This is a genomic window from Enterococcus sp. (assembly GCF_032555305.1).
Lineage (GTDB): Bacteria > Bacillota > Bacilli > Lactobacillales > Enterococcaceae > Enterococcus_A.
This window is the reverse complement of record NZ_JAWGOQ010000003.1, coordinates 134,150-154,006: the sequence shown is the minus strand read 5'-3', so window position 1 is coordinate 154,006 and position 19,857 is coordinate 134,150. Positions and strand designations below refer to the sequence as shown.

Genomic DNA, 19,857 nt, shown 5'->3' with positions numbered 1-19,857 from the left:
AAATCATTCCTCTTCGATTAGAAATTGCAGAACTTCTTGATTGAAGCGTTTTGGATTTCTGCGTGCAAACATATGACCTTGCCCTGAAACGATTGCAAAACTTGCATTAGGTATTGAACGAGCGATGTACATTGAATGCTGTGTCTTGATTGAATCGTGTTTTCCTACGATTACTAGCGTAGGGGCTTGAATCTGATTCAAATCCTCCGTGGATAATCCGATGTCACGGAAGAGTAAGCGTAAAATTGGCAAGAAATTCCGCATTCCTGTATCAATAAACGCACCTACCCAAACGATGGCGTATTGTACATAGCTCAATAGATGAGGGATCGTTCGAACACCTTTGGGTACAGTGTTGCCGGCGTTCAGAATTAAATGATCGACCTTATCGGGATACATGCGAGCAAAAACCATGGCTAAATTAGCGCCATCGCTAAATCCTAGAAGATCCGCGCAACTGATTTTTTCTTGCGCCATGATCGTGGCAAGGTCTTCTGCCATCAGCTGAAAGCTTGTCTCTTTTTGCGTATTAGTTGAACGCCCATGGCCACGACTATCTACGACATAAACGTTAAAATGCTTGCTGAAACTATTTAATTGCTTTGAAAAGTATCTTCCACTGCCGCCATTGCCGTGGAGCAAAAAGAGCGCTGGACCTTCGCCGTATTTTTCATAATAAATTTCTGATCCATCACGCATGTGAGCAACTTTTTTTTCATTTTTCACAACATCACCTACCAGTGATAAGTATACCGATTTTTTTGAATCTTGCACATCAATTTAATTATTGTAGGAAATGAAATCTTTAGAATGATTAATTAAATATAAAAGTATTTATTTTTGCTTTTAAAAGGTTGGCTGCTTCTTGTAGTATTGAAAAAGAAAAAAAGAAGATGGTTGGGCAAATTTTATGTTGAAAATAATCGGGAAACTATTAAAAGTAATTATTACACTGATTATTCTGGTGGCTCTTGTAGTTGGCGGGATTTTTGCAGTTCGAACCTATAAAAATACAAAGACAGTAAACAGTTATCGCAGCGAGGTGCAAATCTTGGCAGATCAAGCTGGGGTGGGAGAATATACAGATATAATTCTAGGTATCATGTATACTGAATCTAAAGGTCGGGGAACTGATCTGATGCAAAGCTCGGAAAGTGCTTATGGCAGCCGAGGAAAAATCAGCAGTCAGCAAGAAAGTATTGAAAATGGGGTCAAGCATTTCTCCGATAGCTATAAACAAGCAAAAGCAGCTGGGTGCGACCTCAATACAGCAATCCAAGCTTATAACTACGGAACAAAATATATTCAGTATGTTCATGATCATGGCGGTAAAAACAGCGTTGAATTAGCTGAAGAGTATTCTCGCGATGTACTTTCTCCAGGTTATGGGAATGATCAGCAACACACGTATCGTTACATGCAATTGCAGTCATTGTTGTATAATGGGGGTTACTTATACCAAAACGGCGGAAACATGTTTTATGCTGAAATCGTGCAAATGAATAAACGCTTTATCACATTCTTTCAAACGTTTCAAAATAGTTAAAATAATGAGCGGAAAGCTTGTAATAATAAAGAAATATGCTAAAATGATAGACGTATAAGTTTGTCTAAAAAAATCGCGCTGTTCGAAAGAAGAATTGGGGCGATTTTTTACGGCTGTTATCATATTTTTTTGGGAATTGGGGTGAGGTTTTTGGTGCAAAGAATTCCCCAACAGGTCATTGATGAGGTTCGTGAAAAAACAAATATCGTCGAGGTGATCGGACAGTATGTCCAATTAAAAAAATCCGGCAAAAATTATTTGGGGCTATGTCCATTTCACGAGGAGAAAACTCCGTCATTTTCGGTTGCTGAAGACAAGCAGATATTTCACTGTTTTGGTTGCGGCAAGGGAGGCAATGTTTATACCTTTTTGCAGGAACTAGAAGGAATTAGTTTTCCTGAAGCAGTAAAAAAAGTTGCCGACATTGAACAAATTCCTTTAGATATCGAAATCTCTACCGAACCTGTCAATCAAACGTCAACAGGGCAGCAGCAATTGATTGCATTGCATGAGCGTACTCGTGATTTGTATCATCACTTATTGATGAACACGAAGGTGGGCGAAGCGGCCTTAGAGTACCTTCATGATCGTGGATTAAGCGATGAGCTGATCACTGAGTTTAAGATTGGTTTTGCGCCTAGTCAGCGAGAATTTTTGGTTCAAGTGGCTCAACAGGATAAAGTGAACGCTGATTTAATGGAACGTAGTGGGTTATTTATCCGACGGGATGATGGCAGCTTTAGTGATCGTTTTTATCAACGCGTAATGTTTCCTTTGAATGACTTTCGTGGGAAACCGATTGGATTTTCCGGACGATTGCTTAAAACAGAAGATTTCCCTGGCGAAGATCAGCCAAAGTATCTAAACTCACCAGAAACAGAGCTATTCAACAAACGGCAAGTCTTGTTCAATTTTGACAAGGCGCGTAATGAGATTCGTAAGCATGGCGAAGCGATTCTTTTTGAGGGGTTCATGGATGTTCTGGCTGCTTGGCAGGCTGACATCAAAATTGGATTAGCCTCGATGGGAACCAGCTTAACCGAACAACAGATTTCAGCGATTGAGCGGGTGACTGGTCAAGTTGTGATTGCTTATGATGGTGATGATCCTGGGCAGGCAGCTACAGACCGAGCACTTACAATCTTAGGAGAACATAGTCGATTGAATCTTGCCACGGTGAGTGTTCCGGAGAAACTTGATCCGGATGAATATTTGCGAAAGTATGGTGTAAATGAGCTTCAAAACTTATTGCAGCATGGTCGTCAGACGCCCTTTGCTTTTAAGATGCACTATCGCAAAAGAGGTCTGAATCTTGAAAATGAGTCGGATCGCTTGAATTATTTGGAAGTTGTCATGCAGGATTTGGCAAAGGTTCAGTCACCGGTTGAACAAGATCTATATTTAGGGCAGTTAGCGAACGAATTTCATTTGACTCGAGAAAGCTTAAAACAGCAGTTGCAAATGGTTCGACAGACAATTCGTACCGAACGACGCCAGCAACAAACTCCGGTTTCTCCGGCACCGATTCAAACTGTCAAAAAAGTCTTGACCAAGGAAGAAAAAGCCGAGCGAATGTTATTGTATCGCAGTATGAATGAAAGCTCGATTCGCGAACAGTTGGTTCAAACAGACTTTCAGTTTATTCACGATCAGTACCAAGAATTGCTTCTTTACTTAGATAGTTATATGATGGTTCATGGAAATTTTGTTTTGGCAGACTTCCTGAACTATTTAAAAGAGAATGAGATGAAACAGTTAGCCATCGACATCTCTATGATATCCATGTCAGAGGATAGTAATGAACGTGAAATCTATGATCTGATGCGGGTGATTTCTCAATCTGGCATTGCTGAAGAAATAAAAAAACGACAAAAAGAGCAGCTTGAAGCCAGAAAAAGCGGAAACCAGCAACGGGAATTAGAATTGACCGTTCAAATTATCGAATTGACGAAACGCTTGAAACAAGCCTAGAAGTGAAAGGGGCATTTATTTTATGGCAGATGTAAAAAATAAAAAAGAGTACGAAAAAGCTGTAGCAGCCTTCATCAAGGAAAAGAAACCATTGGGACAGGTGGTTTATGATGAGCTAACGAATCGTTTAGCGACTCCTTATGAATTAGGTGCAGAGGCAATGGATCAATTGATCCAAAAAGTTGAGGATGCTGGAATCAGTGTTGTTGACGAAAATGGTGAACCTTCTAAGGCTAGCTTGAAACAAAATGAAAAAACAGCGAAGGAAGCCCAAAAAGAAGACTTATCGGCCCCAACTGGTGTCAAAATCAATGACCCAGTTCGTATGTATTTAAAAGAAATCGGACGCGTGTCGTTGCTGACCGCTGAAGAAGAGGTTGAACTTGCCTTATTGATTGAACAAGGAGATCAAGAAGCCAAGCAACGTTTAGCAGAAGCTAATTTACGTTTAGTTGTAAGTATCGCAAAACGGTATGTTGGACGGGGAATGCAATTCCTTGATTTGATTCAAGAAGGAAATATGGGTCTAATGAAGGCTGTTGAAAAATTTGACTACCGCAAAGGATTCAAATTCTCGACTTATGCGACTTGGTGGATTCGTCAAGCAATCACCCGTGCGATCGCTGACCAAGCTCGGACGATTCGTATCCCGGTTCACATGGTTGAAACCATCAACAAATTGATCCGTGTACAACGTCAATTATTGCAAGATTTAGGACGCGAACCGACTCCCGAAGAAATCGGAGCCGAAATGGACTTGCCGACTGAAAAAGTTCGTGAGATTTTGAAGATCGCACAAGAACCCGTTTCTTTGGAAACGCCGATTGGTGAAGAAGATGATTCGCATCTAGGCGATTTCATCGAAGACCAAGAGGCAACAAGCCCAGCAGAACACGCAGCTTCAGAAATGTTGAAGGAACAGTTAGAAGATGTGCTGGATACATTAACTGACCGTGAGGAAAATGTGTTACGTCTACGTTTTGGTTTAGACGATGGCAGAACCCGCACATTAGAAGAAGTTGGTCGTGTATTCGGCGTTACTCGTGAGCGGATTCGTCAGATCGAAGCGAAGGCCTTGCGGAAATTACGCCATCCTTCTCGTTCTAAACAACTAAAAGACTTTTTAGAATAGCATTATTGTGCTCCTCGAGGATTTCTCGAGGAGCTTTTTCGTGGAAAAGACAGGGAATTTGCTTGGAATTTTGTCGCTCAAAATACTCGAGAAATTTATTATTTTTGGTTAATTCAGTCGAAAACTGCTTGGAACATCCATAAACATATGATAGATTAAAGCATAAGATTGAAAAAAGGAGCCGATTTCATTGCAAAAATGCCCTAACTGTGGTTTTGAACCAGTCGAAGGATGCACGACTTGTCCGAAGTGTGGCTTTTCATTACAGTTGAACGATCAAAAAAATACTGAAGAGATAAATAATACTAAAGAACCTGAAAATACCGAAGACATCAATGATAAAAACGATACGATAGAATGGTCAGAATTAGCGGATATGCCGATTGAATCTGTGCGCGAGATGTTCAAAGAAAATGAGGAAAAAATGAAGGAAGAAGAAAATAAAAAAATTGTTGAAGAAACCCCTGAAATGAATCCGATTTTAGCACAGTATATTCGTGATCATAAAGACAATCAAGATGAAACAGATAAAGAAGAGATTGAAAAGGATTCAGAAAAAGCAGCCGAGGCGGGCTCTGTTGATGAAGATGAAACGGCTGAAAAGACAGAAGTAAAGGAAGCATCTGTTGTTGAAACAGACGAACAAGCTCCTGAAGGAACAGTAAATGAAACGGAAATTGAGCCACAAGAAGACTCCGGTGAAGTGGATTTTGAAGAGGAATCTGAATCAGAAGAAACGCTCATAATGGATCCAGCAGTCCCAACGGAATCAGTTGAGGCAGAGTCCTCTGGAGAAACGGCGGCTGACTCTGAAACACAAGAGGCTGACGAAACAACTTTTTCGCAGGAAGAGACAAATGGTTCCAATGGAGGAGCCTTCCCACCAGAAGGTCCTCGTCATACAGATGGGAGGCCAAGAAAAAGTCGTAAACGTATTTATATTACATTAGCAGCGATTGCTGTTCTAGGTGTGGGCGGCGGTTACTATTATCATCATGAAAAAGAAGTTGAAGCTCAACGGGTCGCGACCGTAAAAAGAGAGAATAAAGCTCTTGATTCGATCGAGGATAGCATTGACAGTTACTATACTGACGACCAGCACAAATTTCTTGTTGCGGATAAGGTAAATCTGAACACAGGGAAAATTGATGAAGAATTGTCTAAATATAAGTCTCATAAGCGTTATGATGAACTAAAAAAAGAGTACGATGAGCTGACAGCTAAACAGAAGGCGGAACAATCTGTAAATCAATTGTTCACAAATGCAGTAATCAATGGTGATAAAATGGTTGAGAAACCATTATTAAAAGCCGCTGAACCTGTGGAGCTCACGATTGATACAGGTGATTATAATTTTGATGAACTAATGAATCAGGCAGTAAATAATGCAAAAGATCAATACTCAAAAATTGAAGCTGCCAAAAAAGCAGTGGGGGCTTTGCTAAAGGATGGCAGTGTGGTCGATTCTGTTAATCGTGAACAATATAATAAAGCGAATGATGCAGTCAAAGCAGTTGCGAATCAAGCATTAATTCACACGCAAAAAGAGGATTTGACGAAGGTTGATCAAACCTTGAAGGATAAAGAGAAAAAAGCAGCTGAGGAGAAGGCCGCGGCTGAGAAGGCAGCCAAGGAAAAAGCTGAACAAGAAAAAGCGGCTCAAGAAGCTCAAGAAAGAAATTCTTCATCAGACACAAGTCAAGCTGGAGATACTAGCAGCGATGCTTATGCTTGGGCGCCTGGTGTTAAGGAAAAAGTGATTCAGACCTGTATTTCGCGAGGCTATATTGTTGAAGGCGGCTATAGCCTTGAACCAGTGAAAATCGAAAATGGTGAAGGCTACTATAATTTGTATGCTACTTCAAATCGTGCGTCATTAACCAAAGGCTATCAGGATTCTGATTTACCGATGTACTTAGTAACTATTAACTGTAAAACAGGTTGGTTCAAAGGAAACGGGCCAAACTAAATAAAACAATAGGGCTGGGAAGAGAGTTTCTTTCCAGCCCTAATCATGAGCTGTGGTAGAATATGAATGACTTCTTTGCTGTTTTTTTACCTTTTAGCATAGAAATAGAACGAATTTTTCTGGAAGAAAAATTAATACATTTAAGGAGCAAAATTATGAATGAATTATTAGGTCAAGTTTTTACTGGATTGATCATTGATGAAAATGAAACGATGTACTTGGTACAAAAAAACGGAGTGACTTTCCGATTGTTGAAAGAGGAAGGGGTCACTCATGAAATCGGCGAATCGATTGAAGGGTTCGGTTATGTTAATCAGAGCAAAGATGCCATTTTCACAACGATGATTCCACAAGTTCGGATTGGACACTATGCTTTTGGTGAAGTAACCGATGTCCGCAGAGATTTGGGTGTGTTTGTAAATATCGGTCTGTCTGACAAAGACATGGTCGTCTCCTTAGATGAAATGCCGACCATGAAAGAATTATGGCCTAAAAAAGGTGATCGTTTAATGATCAGTATGCGGGTTGATGAAAAGGATCGTATGTGGGGAGTATTAGCGGATGAAGCGATCTTCCATTCATTGAGTCGGGCCGGTAATGCTGAAATGCAAAATGAAAATAAAAAAGGCACAATTTATCGGCTAAAGGTCGCTGGATCTTATTTGATCACCGAGGACTTTTATATCGGATTTATCCATCCTTCAGAACGTTATCAAGAACCACGTTTGGGTGAGGTAGTTGAAGCTCGGGTCATCGGAGCTCGACCAGATGGCGTGTTAAATATGTCCTTAAAACCGCGCAGCTATGAAATGATTAATGATGATGCGGCGATGATCTTAACGATGCTGCAAAGAAGTACCGATCATACACTTCCATACTGGGATAAATCAGCACCTGAAGAAATCAAAGATGCGTTCGGTATCAGTAAAGGACAGTTCAAGCGGGCGATTGGTCATTTATTAAAGGAAAAATTGATCGAACAAAGTGCAGGTCAAATTCGTTTAAAAGGCTAATTGAGAATGTCCTTGCATAAATAATGGTGATAAACTATAATAATTCTAAGAAAAGCAACATCAAGTTCCTTGCTTATTTATAATTATTCTAAAATAGAAGAGGGAGGGTTCTCTTGAACGCAATCTTAGCCTTACAAAAAACCAAGAAGCAACTTCATGATTCTGGATTCAAGTTGACACCTCAGCGTGAAGCAACCGTTCTCGTTTTATTGGAAAATGAAAAAGATCATTTATCAGCCGAGGAAATCTACTTTTTAGTGAAGAAGAAAAGTCCTGAGATTGGCTTAGCAACTGTTTATCGCACATTGGAAATTTTGACAGAACTGCATATCGTTAATAAAATCAGTTTTGATGATGGTTTAGCACGTTATGATCTTCGTAAAGAAGGTGCGGAACATTTCCATCACCATCTGCTTTGTCTTGAATGCGGTAATATCGAAGAGATCGAAGAGGACCTCTTAGGCGAAGTGGAACATGTAGTAGAATCTCGGTATCATTTTATAGTGAAGGATCATCGTTTGACCTTCCACGGTATTTGCCAGAGTTGTCAGGAAAAAAAGGAAGCGTAAGGCTTCTAGCTGAAATTGGATTAAGTTATAATTAATTTATATAGTCCCTTGCAAAGATACGTGCTATCATTTCAAGGGACTTTTTGTTATGATAAAGCGAAAGTGGTGAGAACATGGATGAACAAATCACGGAATACTTGCATTACTTATCGATCGAACGTGGGCTTTCTGAAAATACACGTATCAGCTATCAACGAGACTTGCAGCAATATTTGTCTTTTTTGACTGAACAGGGTGTGAAGGAATGGCAAGCAGTCGATCGCTATACAGTTGTGGCCTTTTTGACAAGTCTGACAGAGTCAGGCAAAGCATCTACTACGATTACGCGAATGATTTCCAGCTTACGTCGTTTTCATCAATTTTTACGTCAAGAACGTTATACCGATCACGATCCGATGCAGCACATCGACAGTCCAAAGAAAGCGCAAAAGCTACCTCAGACACTTTCTCTGGCAGAGGTCGAGCGCTTGATCGCGGCTCCAGACACGACGACCGATTTAGGGATTCGCGACCGCGCGATTCTGGAAGTGATGTATGCCACTGGTTTGCGAGTTAGTGAACTGATTGGACTGAAGCTAGGTGATATACATCTAGAGATGGGATTACTGCAAACTGTAGGTAAAGGCGAAAAAGAACGAATTGTCCCGCTTGGAGATTATGCGATTCATTGGCTAGAACGTTATTTAGCGGAAGTCCGTCCCTTATTAACAAAGAAAACTCCCAATGAAATACATCTATTCGTTAACAATCACGGTCACGGAATGAGCCGTCAAGGCATTTGGAAGAACTTGAAGCAATATGTGATCAAAGCTGAAATCATGAAAGATGTTACACCTCATACATTAAGGCATAGTTTTGCAACTCATTTACTAGAAAATGGAGCGGATTTGCGAACAGTCCAAGAACTTTTAGGTCATGCTGATATCTCCACTACCCAAATTTATACTCATATTACTAAGAGGAGAATGACCGAAGTCTATAAAGAATTTTTTCCACGCGCTTAACAGGAGGAGAAAGAATGCTTACTCAATACCGAAAAAATCAACGGAAAATCGCAATGGGACTTTTAAGTTTTCATGAAAGCTTAAAAGACCATCAACATTTATTAAAAGAGATCGATACATATGAAGATGATGACCGTTTTCAACTCTATTGTTATTACGATGAACACTCTGATAATGTTCAAGGAGTTATTGGCGTCAGCCAGTTAGAGGATCAGGAGATTGTCTTACATGACATCAGTTTGAACCCTTCTTATCGTGGAGAAGGCGTGAGCCTCAAAATGATGGCTGAGCTGCAAGCAAAATATCCTGATCAAAAAATTATCGGAACCCCCGCCACATCGGCCTTTTTAGCAAAATGGCAGGAACATAAGCGAGGATAAAATGGAGACAATTAGTTTAAAGTTAGATGTTTTTGAAGGACCGTTGGATTTATTACTTCATCTGATCCAACAGTTAGAGATTGATATTTATGATATACCAATCGCAGAAGTTACTGAACAATATATGAATTTTATCCATGCCATGAAAACACTGGAATTGGAAGTGGCGGGAGAATATTTGGTCATGGCAGCGACATTGATGTCAATCAAAAGTCAGATGCTGCTGCCAAAACCAGAATTGGAGTTTGACTACGATGACGAAGAAGGTGAAGATCCCCGTGAAGCGTTAGTTCAACAGCTATTGGAATATCGCAAATATAAATACGCAGCATCAATCCTATCAGAAAAGGAGCAGGAAAGAAGCCTGTTCTATACGAAGGCTCCAATGGATCTATCGGATTACGAAGAGGAAATCCTGCCGCTGCCAAAAAACCAATTGAATACGATTGACCTTTTTTTGGCATTACATGATGTTTTACAGCGCAAAAAGAAAAATCAACCCATTGAGACCACGGTCACTAGTGAATCGATCACAGTCGATCAGAAGGTGACTGAAATCGGTAAACGTTTGGCAGAGTTATCCGGGGATGAAGGCTTATCATTGGAGTCTTTTTTTGTGCAATATACAAAGGATGAAATGATTACGACCTTTATGGCCTTACTGGAACTAATGAAAAAGGGGCAGGCTTTGGCAACTCAAGAGGAGACCTACGCACCAATTTTGATTTATAAAGGATGCCAGTCCAATCCTTAAACCAATAGAAATTTGTTCATTAGTTAGATTTTTTCCTTCTATATAATAAAGAAAAGACTTTTCGCTAATCGAAACTCTTAGTAGGTTGATAGACAGGTTAATCGAAAATTTTATTCTTCATAAAATGGGAAATAATCCCATTATAATAAAAAAGGAGCAGTTATATGAACCAATTAAGTCAAATCGAAGCGATGCTGTTTGTGGTCGGAGAGGAAGGAATCAGCCTTGAAGAATTGGCATTTACATTGAAGCGCCCAATGCCTGAGATCTATCAAAATATTATCGATCTGAAGGAATCCTATGAGACGAATGAAGCTTCGGCTTTGACTCTATTAGAAGTCGGCAATCACTTTGTTTTGAGTACAAAAAAAGAGTTTGCTCCTTTGCTGAAGGAGTTCGCCCGTTCGCCTATGGCTAATCGCTTAAGTCAGGCTGCGCTTGAAACCCTTTCTATAATTGCCTATAAACAGCCAGTGACTCGTTCAGAAATTGATGAATTGCGGGGAGTGCAGTCTAGTGGAGCAGTTCAAACTTTGGTTGCTAGGCAATTGATTGAAGAAAAAGGTCGTGTAGATGGACCAGGTCGGGCAATTTTGTATGGGACAAGCGACTATTTTATGGACTATTTTGGGCTAAAAGATATGGAAGAACTTCCAGATGTACAGAAAATGGAAGCTGATCTGGCAGATGAAGAAGAACCGTTAGATTTGTTTTATGATCGTTTTAAAGAAGAGGATGGACTATAAATGGAGAGACTACAAAAGGTTATTGCCCACGCAGGGATTGCTTCGCGCCGCAAGGCTGAAGAGTTTATTACTGGCGGTCGGGTTAAAGTGAATGGCGAAGTCGTCAAAGAACTAGGAACGAAAGTCGGCAAAAAGGATATCGTTGAAGTTGACGGTGTGCCAATCTATCAAGAGGAGCCAGTCTATTATTTGTTTTACAAGCCTCGTGGAGTGATCTCCGCCGTTAGTGATGACAAAAATCGGAAGGTCGTAACCGATTATTTTGCTGCTGTTCCAGAAAGAATTTATCCCGTAGGTCGCTTGGATTATGATACGTCAGGTATTTTACTATTAACAAATGATGGCGATTTTTCACAACGGTTAGCCCATCCAAAACACCAAATAGATAAAGTTTATGTAGCAAAGGTCAAGGGCTATGCCGAAAAAAGAATCCTTTTGCCATTGACTAAGGGAATTCGTATCGAAGGAAAGAAGACAGCACCTGCTCGGTTTGAAATTCTTTCGGCAGATAAAAAGGCGGAAACAAGTATTGTCGAGTTGACAATCCATGAAGGCCGGAATCATCAGGTGAAAAATATGCTGGCAGCAGTCGGTCTTCCTGTTCAAAAGTTAAAAAGAGAACGGTATGGCGATTTGACTCTTCAGGGGCTGCGTCCAGGAGAATATCGTCGTTTGAATACGAAGGAAATTAATACACTGCTAAACCAGTCTAAATAGATAAAATCATTTACTTGTTTTTTGATAGTAAACTTGGTATAGTAATTACACAATAAAAATAAATTAAGGTTCGTCTTCAGGGGCAGGGTGAAAATCCCGACCGGCGGTGATAGTCCGCGAACTGCGTAAGCAGCCGAATCGGTGAGATTCCGATACCGACAGTACAGTCTGGATAAAGAAGATAGAGCTTATTTGAGTGAGATTGTATTCAAGTAACTCTATGCTTTTTTCTGAAGCATAGAGTTTTTTTGCGTCGAAGTCTGGCTCAAATAGTTCGATGAAGATGATTCCGAAACGGAGGATTTCACATGAAGAACTTACGATTACAAAAAATGACAGCAGTAGCGGTGGCAGCAGCGATGGGACTAATTTTACAATTTATCGCTTTTCCTATTCTCCCGATGTTCCCTTTTCTAAAGTTGGATTTTAGCGATATTCCAGTTTTGATTAATATGTTCATCTTTGGACCATTAGCAGGAGTTGCGACAGCTTTCATTCGATCATTGCTGCATTTGACGATGACTGGTTTTTCAATTGATAACCTGATTGGAGATTTTGCCAGTTTCTTCGCTTCAACCTTATATACGGTACCGATTTTTCTAATGTTTAGAAAAAGAACGGCCTCAAAACGCGTTTTAGGGTTGGGGTTAGGTATTTTAGCAATGACGATTTTTATGAGTGTGGCAAATTACTTTGTTATCACGCCACTTTACTTGAAGGCTTTTGGTCTTTCAGCCGGACAAATGCTGGGGATGAGCATGGGACGCTATATCCTCGTTGGAATTGTTCCATTCAATATTCTTAAAGGTGTGGTGGTCAGTGCAGTTTTCCTTGTGTTGCATGCAAAACTGCTTCCTTGGTTATCGAAAAAAACAATGACCTCTCAGCATCATTCGGTGTAAATAAACAAATAATCTCAGACAACTGTGGTGGATGACCATCATGGTGTCTGAGATTTTTTTGATGAAAATGGGTCGTTTTCACGAACTTTTTTTAAAATATGGTATTATGAATTCTGATATAAGATGGCGTGAGACGGACAACGTTTGGCCGACTGAATGACCGCTGCTTGTTGGCTTACAGGGATAAACTCATGAGTGGCTTCAGGCTCGCCTACAAAAAGAACTAGGCCATCATCAGTATAATCAAATATTTCTGGAGCGATCGTCTGGCATAGGCCGCAAGCGATACAACGCTCAGGAATGATTTCGCACTTCATTTTTTCACCTTCCACAGGAGATTTTACTATGACTTTTTTTATTCTAACGTTATTTCAGACAGGCTACAAGATAAGAACCTCGACTTTGTATCATTTGTTAGTCGGGAAGAGAACGAGCTCTGTTCTACTACACGGTTTTTTTTATAGGAATCTGATTTATTTAGGTTCACTACCGAACTTAAAGGAAGCAACTTTCCAAAGAGAAATTCAGAACTTGATTGCTGCTGAATGGATTACCACCAATGAGGGTTTTGGTAGAATGACGCAACTAGGCAGCGAACAATTATCTGAGAAAAACTTTGATCTGGTTGGTTTAGATAATTTGCGTTATGGTCGAATGAGAGAAGATTCTTGGCAGTTAATTCTTTTTGCTGTGCAAGTTCTCAGTTATCTATCCTATGGTGAGAAAGAATATCTGCCCATTGAACAGCGTCCTTTCTATTTACAGCAACTGAAAAAATGGCTCGCGGGGTCAAAACCCCACTTGGTTGAACGCTTTCAGCATGAATTATTTGCGATTTTTCAACAGCTACCAGCTGGAGAATCTGATTTTTTAGCTAATCAATTTTCGGGTTATGGGTTTCAAGGAAAGACCGCTTTTCAATTATTGCCAATGAAATATCAAGAGGAACCGTGGAATCAACTTTATCGTCAACATGCGATCGATCTTTTTTTAGCACAAGTTAAAGAGGGAGAATTAGCAAGATTGATCTCCACATTGGATCAACAAAATCTCAATAAAAGCATGTTAAAAACAAGAGAATTCTTCTTAGCAGGGAAGTCAGAATCCGAAATTTTACGACTAAGACACTTGAAGCAGGGAACGATCAACGATCACTTTATTGAATGGGCATTAATGGAAGAGACCTTTCCCTTTGAGCGATTCCAACTGGTTGATTTCAGCCACCTGAGTATTGAACAAGTAATCGATCAGCGCTATCAAGAATATGACATACCGTATTTAAGTTTTCGTTTGTCCCAAATCTATCATTTAAGGAAATATACATGGAATTGAAAAAAATATTAAAGGAAAAATTTCATCATGATCAGTTCAGACCTGGACAGCAGGAGATTATCGAAACAATTCTAGCTGGAAGATCGGCTTTAGGGATGCTGCCGACAGGAACTGGAAAATCATTATGTTACCAATTTCCAGGCTATCTAATAGAAGGTACAGTAATCATTATTTCACCATTGATTTCTTTAATGGAGGACCAAGTGACTCAGTTGCAGCGACTTGGAGAAAAACGAGCCGTAGCACTAAACAGCCTACTCTCATCTTGGGAAAAGCAATGGATTTTAAGTGAAATTCATCAATATAAATTTATTTTCATGAGTCCGGAAATGTTTTTGAGTGTTGATGTTCAAAAAGCGCTAAAATCTGCAAAACTAGCCTTGATCGTAGTGGATGAAGCTCATTGTATTTCACAATGGGGAATTGATTTTCGCCCTGAGTATTTAAAACTAGCTGACGGTATTAGATTTATTGGTACTCGTTTAGTATTAGCGCTAACAGCAACAGCCACACCAGAGGTTCGAAGAGATATTCAGCGTCTACTATTTAAAGAACAACCTGCAGATGAGTACATCTATTCTGTTGATCGTCCGAATATCAGTTATTTTGTTTATCAAGAGAACAAGCAGGAAAAATTAAGGAATTTAGTTGAAACTTTGGAAGGTTCAGGGATTATTTACTGTGCTACCAGAAAGAAAGTCGAAGAATTGTATCAAATGTTTAAACACCAACAGGCAATCGCTTATTATCATGGCGGACTTAGTGGACAAGAACGTCGAATGCTCCAACAACAATTTCTAACAAACGATTTAAGGATTTTGATTGCGACGAATGCATTTGGTATGGGCATCAATAAAGGAAATATTCGTTTTGTCATCCATTATGACCTGCCTGATTCACCAGAGAATTATTTACAAGAAGTTGGTCGGGCTGGGAGAGATGGTCAACCGAGCCAAGCAATTTTGCTATACGAAGAAGGAGATGAACATATTCACCATTTTCTTCAGGAACAAACCGATCAATCAAAAAAATTATTTGAGATAAAACAAAAAATGAGTGATTTGGTTTTTGAAGATCCATTGATAAAAAAATGGGAACAGTTTTTTCCTGATGATAGTTCCCGCTTGATGGATTTATTAAGCCAGCGTGGAAAAACCAAAAAGATTCAACTGAAAAAAATGTTGGACTATATTTCTACTAGCGAATGCCGTCGCGAATTCTTAATTGCTTATTTTGGCGAAATGTTACCTGAGAAAAATCAGAATTGCTGCGACAATGATGGGGCCTTATTAAAAGTAACAGCAGAAGAACGGTCACTGGCAGAAGAGCAACTTTCATGGGTAAAAATTGTTCAAAAAATTTTTAAAAATGATGAGAAAGATTGAAAATTGACGCCACATTTTCAAGAGCTATGGTATAATACATGGCGATAGCATTTAGGAGGTTAGAGAAATTGAGTAGAAAAGATCGCTATAACGATACGAACAACGAACCGTGGGATCAACATATTTACGAATCTGATAGTGAAGAAGAAACCTATTCTCGCAGCCAGTCTCGTCGTAGTGGTGGTGGCAATAAAGGTGGCGGAAATACGAAATTCTTGACGATTCTAGTCGCATTATTATTAGCCCTTATTTTGATTCCTGCTGGTGCCTTTTTCTGGATTACTCGTGATAACGACAAGCCAGCAGCCTCTCCAGAGAGTACCACCCAGGTTTCTAAGGTTTCTTCAACAGAAAAATCAAGCACTGAAGAAAGCAGCACAGAAGAGAGTACAGCTACATCTGAATCAGAACAAAACCAACAAGAGCAGCAACAAGCAGCAGATCAGCAAGCACAACAACAAGCAGCAGCTGAATCTCAAGCAGCTGCAGAAGCACAGGCTCAGGCAGAAGCATCTCGCTCAGCCGCCGCTGCAGCAGAACAAACAACACCATCTTCATCAAGTACTGCAAATGATCCAAACGCACAATACGGAACCGTTCAAGCTGGTGAAGGTCCACAACAAATCGCTGGACGCTATGGATTAAGTGTAGATGAATTTTTAAGACTGAACGGAATGGATAGAAGTAATTTCTATTTTGATCCAGGTCAACAAGTACGTATTAAATAAGTTGAATACACTGCCGTAATCGCTAGCGATTACGGCTTATTTATTGAAAAGAGGCAGAACATGGAAAAAATTTCAATTGCAATTGATGGCCCCGCATCTTCTGGCAAGAGTACAGTTGCGAAAATATTGGCAAATGACTTTCATTTTATTTATGTAGATACTGGTGCGATGTATCGAGCGATAACATTCTTAGCGATCAAGCACAATGTTGCGTTTTCAGATGAAGCAGGGTTGGCGGAATTAACGAAGCAATATCCGATCACGTTCAAGCAATCGGCGCATGGACAGTTGGTTTTTGCTGATGATGAGGAAATTACCCAAGCGATTCGACAACCGGATGTGACAGGAGCCGTCTCTGAGGTGTCTGCACACGGACAAGTACGTGAAGAATTAGTTGAAGCGCAAAGACAACTAGCTCAGGCTGGTGGGATTGTAATGGATGGTCGTGATATTGGTACAACTGTATTGCCACAGGCAGAAGTAAAGATCTTTTTAGTTGCCAGCGTCGAAGAACGGGCACAACGCCGCTATAAAGAGAATCAAGAAAAAGGGATCGAAATGGATTTTGAGACGATTAAAGAAGCCATTGCCAAACGGGATTATTTGGATTCCCATCGTGAAGTTTCACCACTTGTTCAGGCAGCGGATGCTGAATTGGTCGATACGACTGGAATGTCGATTGAACAGGTAGTAACGAAGATTAAAGCAGTCATACACTCAAAAGGTTTCTAAATTTTGGATAAAAACGATAAATAAAGCGGATTTCTTTCAAATTTTTAGAAAAAAAGAAGAAATCGCTTTATTTTTCATGTGGATTACTCTAAAATAGAACATGTAGTGTATTTTACGCAGAATTGTTGGTAAGGAGGACAAACGACATGACAGAATTAGAACAAAATTCGATGGACAACGAGAATGTTTCCATGGAAGCAGCAATGGAAAATGTGTATGAAGTTCAAGTTGGCGATATTGTTAAGGGTGAGGTGCTTGCCTTAGAAGATAAACAAGTGATCGTCGGTATTGAAGGCGCCGGAGTAGAAGGGGTCGTTCCAGCAAAAGAACTTTCGACACTACCTGTTGAAGATATCAATGAAGAAGTCAAGGTTGGCGATATTCTTGATTTAGTCGTTATCTCTTCTATCGGAAAAGACAAAGAAAATGGCAGTTATCTCCTTTCTAAACGCCGCTTAGACGCAAAGAAAGTTTGGGAAGATATCGAGAAAGAATACCAAGACGGAAAAATCATTGAGGCACCAGTAACAAGCAGCGTTAAGGGCGGCTTAGTTGTTGATGTCGGTGTACGCGGCTTTGTTCCAGCATCAATGATCGATGATCATTTCGTTGATGATTTTTCAGCCTATACTGGGAAAACATTGAAATTCAAAATTATTGAAATCGAACCTTCTGAAAATCGTTTGATTTTATCTCATAAAGCAGTTGTTGAAGCAGAAAAAGCTGAGAAGAAAAAAGAAATCTTAGCAGATCTTTATGAGGGACAAGTTATTAAGGGGCAAGTTGCTCGCTTGACAGACTTTGGTGCCTTTATTGATCTTGGTGGTATCGATGGCTTGGTTCACGTATCAGAGATTTCTCACAGTCATGTAGCAAAACCAGCTGACGTATTGAGTGTTGGTGATGAAGTAGAGGTTCAAGTACTTTCTGTTGATCCAGAAAAAGAACGGATTTCATTATCAATCAAAGCCAATCTGCCTGGACCTTGGACAGATATTGAAGAAAAGGCAGCGCCAGGTTCTGTTCTTGAAGGAACTGTTAAGCGTCTGACTAGCTTTGGCGCTTTTGTTGAAATCTTCCCAGGGGTTGAAGGCTTAGTGCATATTTCTCAAATCTCACACAAACATATCGCGACACCGCATGAAGTATTACATGAAGGTGATCAAGTTCAAGTGAAGGTTTTAGAAGTACATCCTGAAGATCATCGGGTTGCGCTTTCGATTAAAGCGTTAGAAGAAAAGCCTGAAGAAGCAAAAGCAGAACCCGTTGAAGAAGAAACGTATGAATTACCAGAAGAAAACACTGGTTTTACCATGGGTGATATCTTGGGCGATGCACTTAAGGAAGATGAATCAGAAGATTAAGAGTAGTAATCTTAAAGCAAACCAGATCATTGGTTTGCTTTTTTCTTATTTATATAGATGAAAATGTCTCCTTCTCTTGCAAGCGGGAGCTTTCTTCGTTAAACTAAGGAGAATTTGAAAAAGGCTGAAAGCTACCAATTAATTTCACGTTTCAATAAATTTTGAGTAGCTTTAATCATTTAAACAATTTAACAGTACATTTAAATGATTATTTCTTGTTGATAGGTCATCAGCTTTTTCAAAAGGAAAAATGAAAATATCAATAGGAACGAGGAATTAAGTTATGTCAAATCCTACAATTGCAATTGTTGGTCGACCAAATGTCGGCAAATCAACATTGTTCAATCGAATTGCTGGGGAACGTATTTCGATCGTTGAAGATACCCCTGGTGTCACTCGTGACCGAATTTACGCAAAAGGTGAATGGTTGGATCATGAATTTTCAATCATTGATACTGGCGGGATCGATATCGGTGATGAGCCTTTTATGGAGCAAATCAAGCAGCAAGCTCAGATAGCGATCGACGAAGCAGATGTCATCTTGCTAGTAGCCAGCGGTAAAGAGGGCGTTACAGATGCTGATGAAGCCGTTGCAAAAATCTTATATCGCAGTAAAAAACCGATTATTTTAATGGTCAATAAAGTAGATAATCCTGAGATGCGCAACGAGATTTACGAATTCTATTCACTGGGTCTAGGAGAACCTTATCCTGTATCAGGCAGTCATGGCCTTGGTTTAGGGGATGTGCTGGATGAAGCAGTCAAGCACTTTCCAGCTGAAAATGAAGATGATGAAGATCAATCAATTAAGTTTAGTTTGATAGGTCGGCCAAATGTTGGAAAATCTTCTCTGATTAATGCCATTTTAGGCGAAGACCGAGTGATTGTTTCTGATATTGAAGGAACCACTCGCGATGCGATTGATACGAAATTTGTCGGTGAAAATGGCCAAGAGTTTACTATGATTGATACGGCTGGAATGCGTAAACGCGGAAAAGTATATGAAAATACCGAGAAATATTCTGTTATGCGGGCAATGCGTGCGATCGACCGCTCAGATGTCGTGCTAGTCGTTCTAAATGGCGAAGAAGGAATTCGAGAACAAGACAAGCGAATTGCCGGCTATGCTCATGAAGCTGGTCGTGGTGTGATCATCGTGGTCAATAAATGGGATCTGGTTAAAAAAGATACCAACACGATGAAAGAATTTGAGGAAGAGATTCGTGATGAATTTGCATATTTAGATTATGCACCAATTGTTTTTGTTTCTGCGATGACGAAACAACGTCTGAACAAAGTTCCTACCATGATTGAAGAAGTTAGCATGAATCAAAACTTGCGAATTCCTTCCTCTGTCTTGAATGATATTATCATGGATGCGGTAGCCATAAATCCAACGCCGACAGACAAAGGGAAACGTTTGAAGATTTTTTATGCAACCCAGGTAGCTGTAAAACCACCGACCTTTGTGGTATTTGTGAATGAAGAAGAACTGATGCATTTTTCTTATGCGCGCTTCCTAGAAAATCAGATTCGAAAAGCCTTCGAATTTGAGGGAACGCCGATAAAAATAATTGCTCGAAGACGAAAATAAGGTATTTTATCATACTTTT

20 protein-coding genes and 1 riboswitch are annotated in these 19,857 nt (G+C 39.9%); of the genes, 18 read left to right on the top strand and 2 right to left on the bottom strand.

The features are described from left to right. Positions 1-3: 3 nt before the first annotated feature. Positions 4-726, bottom strand: a complete 723-nt coding sequence (locus E6139_RS03720; RefSeq protein ID WP_316401714.1) for an alpha/beta hydrolase — start codon at positions 724-726, stop codon at positions 4-6. A 184-nt stretch (positions 727-910) separates the two neighbouring features. Here E6139_RS03720 and E6139_RS03715 point away from each other — a divergent pair, with 184 nt between their 5' ends. The 12 genes from E6139_RS03715 (at position 911) to E6139_RS03660 (ending at position 12,703) form a co-directional block, all read left to right on the top strand. Then, positions 911-1,546 (top strand): lysozyme family protein, encoded by a 636-nt coding sequence (locus E6139_RS03715; protein ID WP_316401713.1) that lies wholly within the window; start codon positions 911-913, stop codon positions 1,544-1,546. A 150-nt stretch (positions 1,547-1,696) separates the two neighbouring features. Beyond that, positions 1,697-3,517, top strand: a complete 1,821-nt coding sequence (gene dnaG / locus E6139_RS03710; protein WP_316401712.1) for a DNA primase — start codon at positions 1,697-1,699, stop codon at positions 3,515-3,517. Positions 3,518-3,539: 22 nt separating this feature from the next. After that, complete coding sequence (gene rpoD / locus E6139_RS03705) at positions 3,540-4,649, top strand: RNA polymerase sigma factor RpoD (RefSeq protein ID WP_316401711.1); 1,110 nt, start codon at positions 3,540-3,542, stop codon at positions 4,647-4,649. A gap of 190 nt (positions 4,650-4,839) precedes the next feature. Continuing rightward, positions 4,840-6,618 carry a cell division site-positioning protein MapZ family protein gene (locus E6139_RS03700; protein ID WP_316401710.1) on the top strand — a complete coding sequence of 593 codons (1,779 nt, stop codon included), beginning with the start codon at positions 4,840-4,842 and terminating at the stop codon, positions 6,616-6,618. A 155-nt stretch (positions 6,619-6,773) separates the two neighbouring features. Continuing rightward, entirely contained in the window at positions 6,774-7,631 is an 858-nt protein-coding gene (locus tag E6139_RS03695; protein WP_316401709.1) for a S1 RNA-binding domain-containing protein, read from the top strand. 113 nt (positions 7,632-7,744) lie between these two features. Continuing rightward, positions 7,745-8,200 (top strand): Fur family transcriptional regulator, encoded by a 456-nt coding sequence (locus tag E6139_RS03690; protein WP_316401708.1) that lies wholly within the window; start codon positions 7,745-7,747, stop codon positions 8,198-8,200. Between the two features lie 113 nt (positions 8,201-8,313). Further along, positions 8,314-9,204 carry a site-specific tyrosine recombinase XerD gene (gene xerD, locus E6139_RS03685; RefSeq protein ID WP_316401707.1) on the top strand — a complete coding sequence of 297 codons (891 nt, stop codon included), beginning with the start codon at positions 8,314-8,316 and terminating at the stop codon, positions 9,202-9,204. 14 nt (positions 9,205-9,218) lie between these two features. Continuing rightward, positions 9,219-9,584: a GNAT family N-acetyltransferase gene (locus tag E6139_RS03680; protein ID WP_316401706.1), complete on the top strand. Its 366-nt coding sequence runs from the start codon at positions 9,219-9,221 to the stop codon at positions 9,582-9,584. Between the two features lies 1 nt (position 9,585). Next, positions 9,586-10,338 carry a segregation/condensation protein A gene (locus E6139_RS03675; RefSeq protein ID WP_316401705.1) on the top strand — a complete coding sequence of 251 codons (753 nt, stop codon included), beginning with the start codon at positions 9,586-9,588 and terminating at the stop codon, positions 10,336-10,338. A 164-nt stretch (positions 10,339-10,502) separates the two neighbouring features. After that, on the top strand, positions 10,503-11,084 hold the full coding sequence (scpB, locus tag E6139_RS03670) for an SMC-Scp complex subunit ScpB (RefSeq protein ID WP_316401704.1): 582 nt from the start codon (positions 10,503-10,505) through the stop codon (positions 11,082-11,084). Next, positions 11,085-11,801, top strand: coding sequence for a pseudouridine synthase (locus tag E6139_RS03665; RefSeq protein ID WP_316401703.1), 717 nt, complete (start codon positions 11,085-11,087; stop codon positions 11,799-11,801). A gap of 68 nt (positions 11,802-11,869) precedes the next feature. After that, positions 11,870-11,988: riboswitch (FMN riboswitch) on the top strand. Positions 11,989-12,109: 121 nt separating this feature from the next. Beyond that, entirely contained in the window at positions 12,110-12,703 is a 594-nt protein-coding gene (locus E6139_RS03660) for an ECF transporter S component (RefSeq protein WP_316401702.1), read from the top strand. A gap of 104 nt (positions 12,704-12,807) precedes the next feature. Here the strand turns inward: E6139_RS03660 and E6139_RS03655 are convergent, their stop codons facing one another. Next, positions 12,808-13,020, bottom strand: a complete 213-nt coding sequence (locus tag E6139_RS03655) for a ferredoxin (protein WP_316401701.1) — start codon at positions 13,018-13,020, stop codon at positions 12,808-12,810. A 28-nt stretch (positions 13,021-13,048) separates the two neighbouring features. Here E6139_RS03655 and E6139_RS03650 point away from each other — a divergent pair, with 28 nt between their 5' ends. The 6 genes from E6139_RS03650 to der all read left to right on the top strand — a co-directional run bounded on the left by E6139_RS03650 (position 13,049) and on the right by der (position 19,838). Continuing rightward, a complete protein-coding gene (locus E6139_RS03650; RefSeq protein ID WP_316401700.1) occupies positions 13,049-14,035 on the top strand; it encodes a helix-turn-helix domain-containing protein in 987 nt (328 codons plus the stop codon). Continuing rightward, positions 14,026-15,420: an ATP-dependent DNA helicase RecQ gene (locus E6139_RS03645; RefSeq protein ID WP_316401699.1), complete on the top strand. Its 1,395-nt coding sequence runs from the start codon at positions 14,026-14,028 to the stop codon at positions 15,418-15,420. The genes E6139_RS03650 and E6139_RS03645 overlap by 10 nt, the downstream gene beginning before the upstream one ends. A gap of 68 nt (positions 15,421-15,488) precedes the next feature. Then, positions 15,489-16,148 (top strand): LysM domain-containing protein, encoded by a 660-nt coding sequence (locus E6139_RS03640; protein WP_316401698.1) that lies wholly within the window; start codon positions 15,489-15,491, stop codon positions 16,146-16,148. A 60-nt stretch (positions 16,149-16,208) separates the two neighbouring features. Continuing rightward, positions 16,209-16,880, top strand: coding sequence for a (d)CMP kinase (gene cmk / locus E6139_RS03635; protein ID WP_316401697.1), 672 nt, complete (start codon positions 16,209-16,211; stop codon positions 16,878-16,880). Positions 16,881-17,026: 146 nt separating this feature from the next. Then, the gene (gene rpsA, locus E6139_RS03630) at positions 17,027-18,244 is read left to right on the top strand and encodes a 30S ribosomal protein S1 (RefSeq protein WP_316401696.1); all 1,218 of its coding nucleotides are present in this window, start codon (positions 17,027-17,029) and stop codon (positions 18,242-18,244) included. A 283-nt stretch (positions 18,245-18,527) separates the two neighbouring features. After that, the gene (gene der, locus E6139_RS03625) at positions 18,528-19,838 is read left to right on the top strand and encodes a ribosome biogenesis GTPase Der (protein ID WP_316401695.1); all 1,311 of its coding nucleotides are present in this window, start codon (positions 18,528-18,530) and stop codon (positions 19,836-19,838) included. Positions 19,839-19,857: the final 19 nt, after the last annotated feature.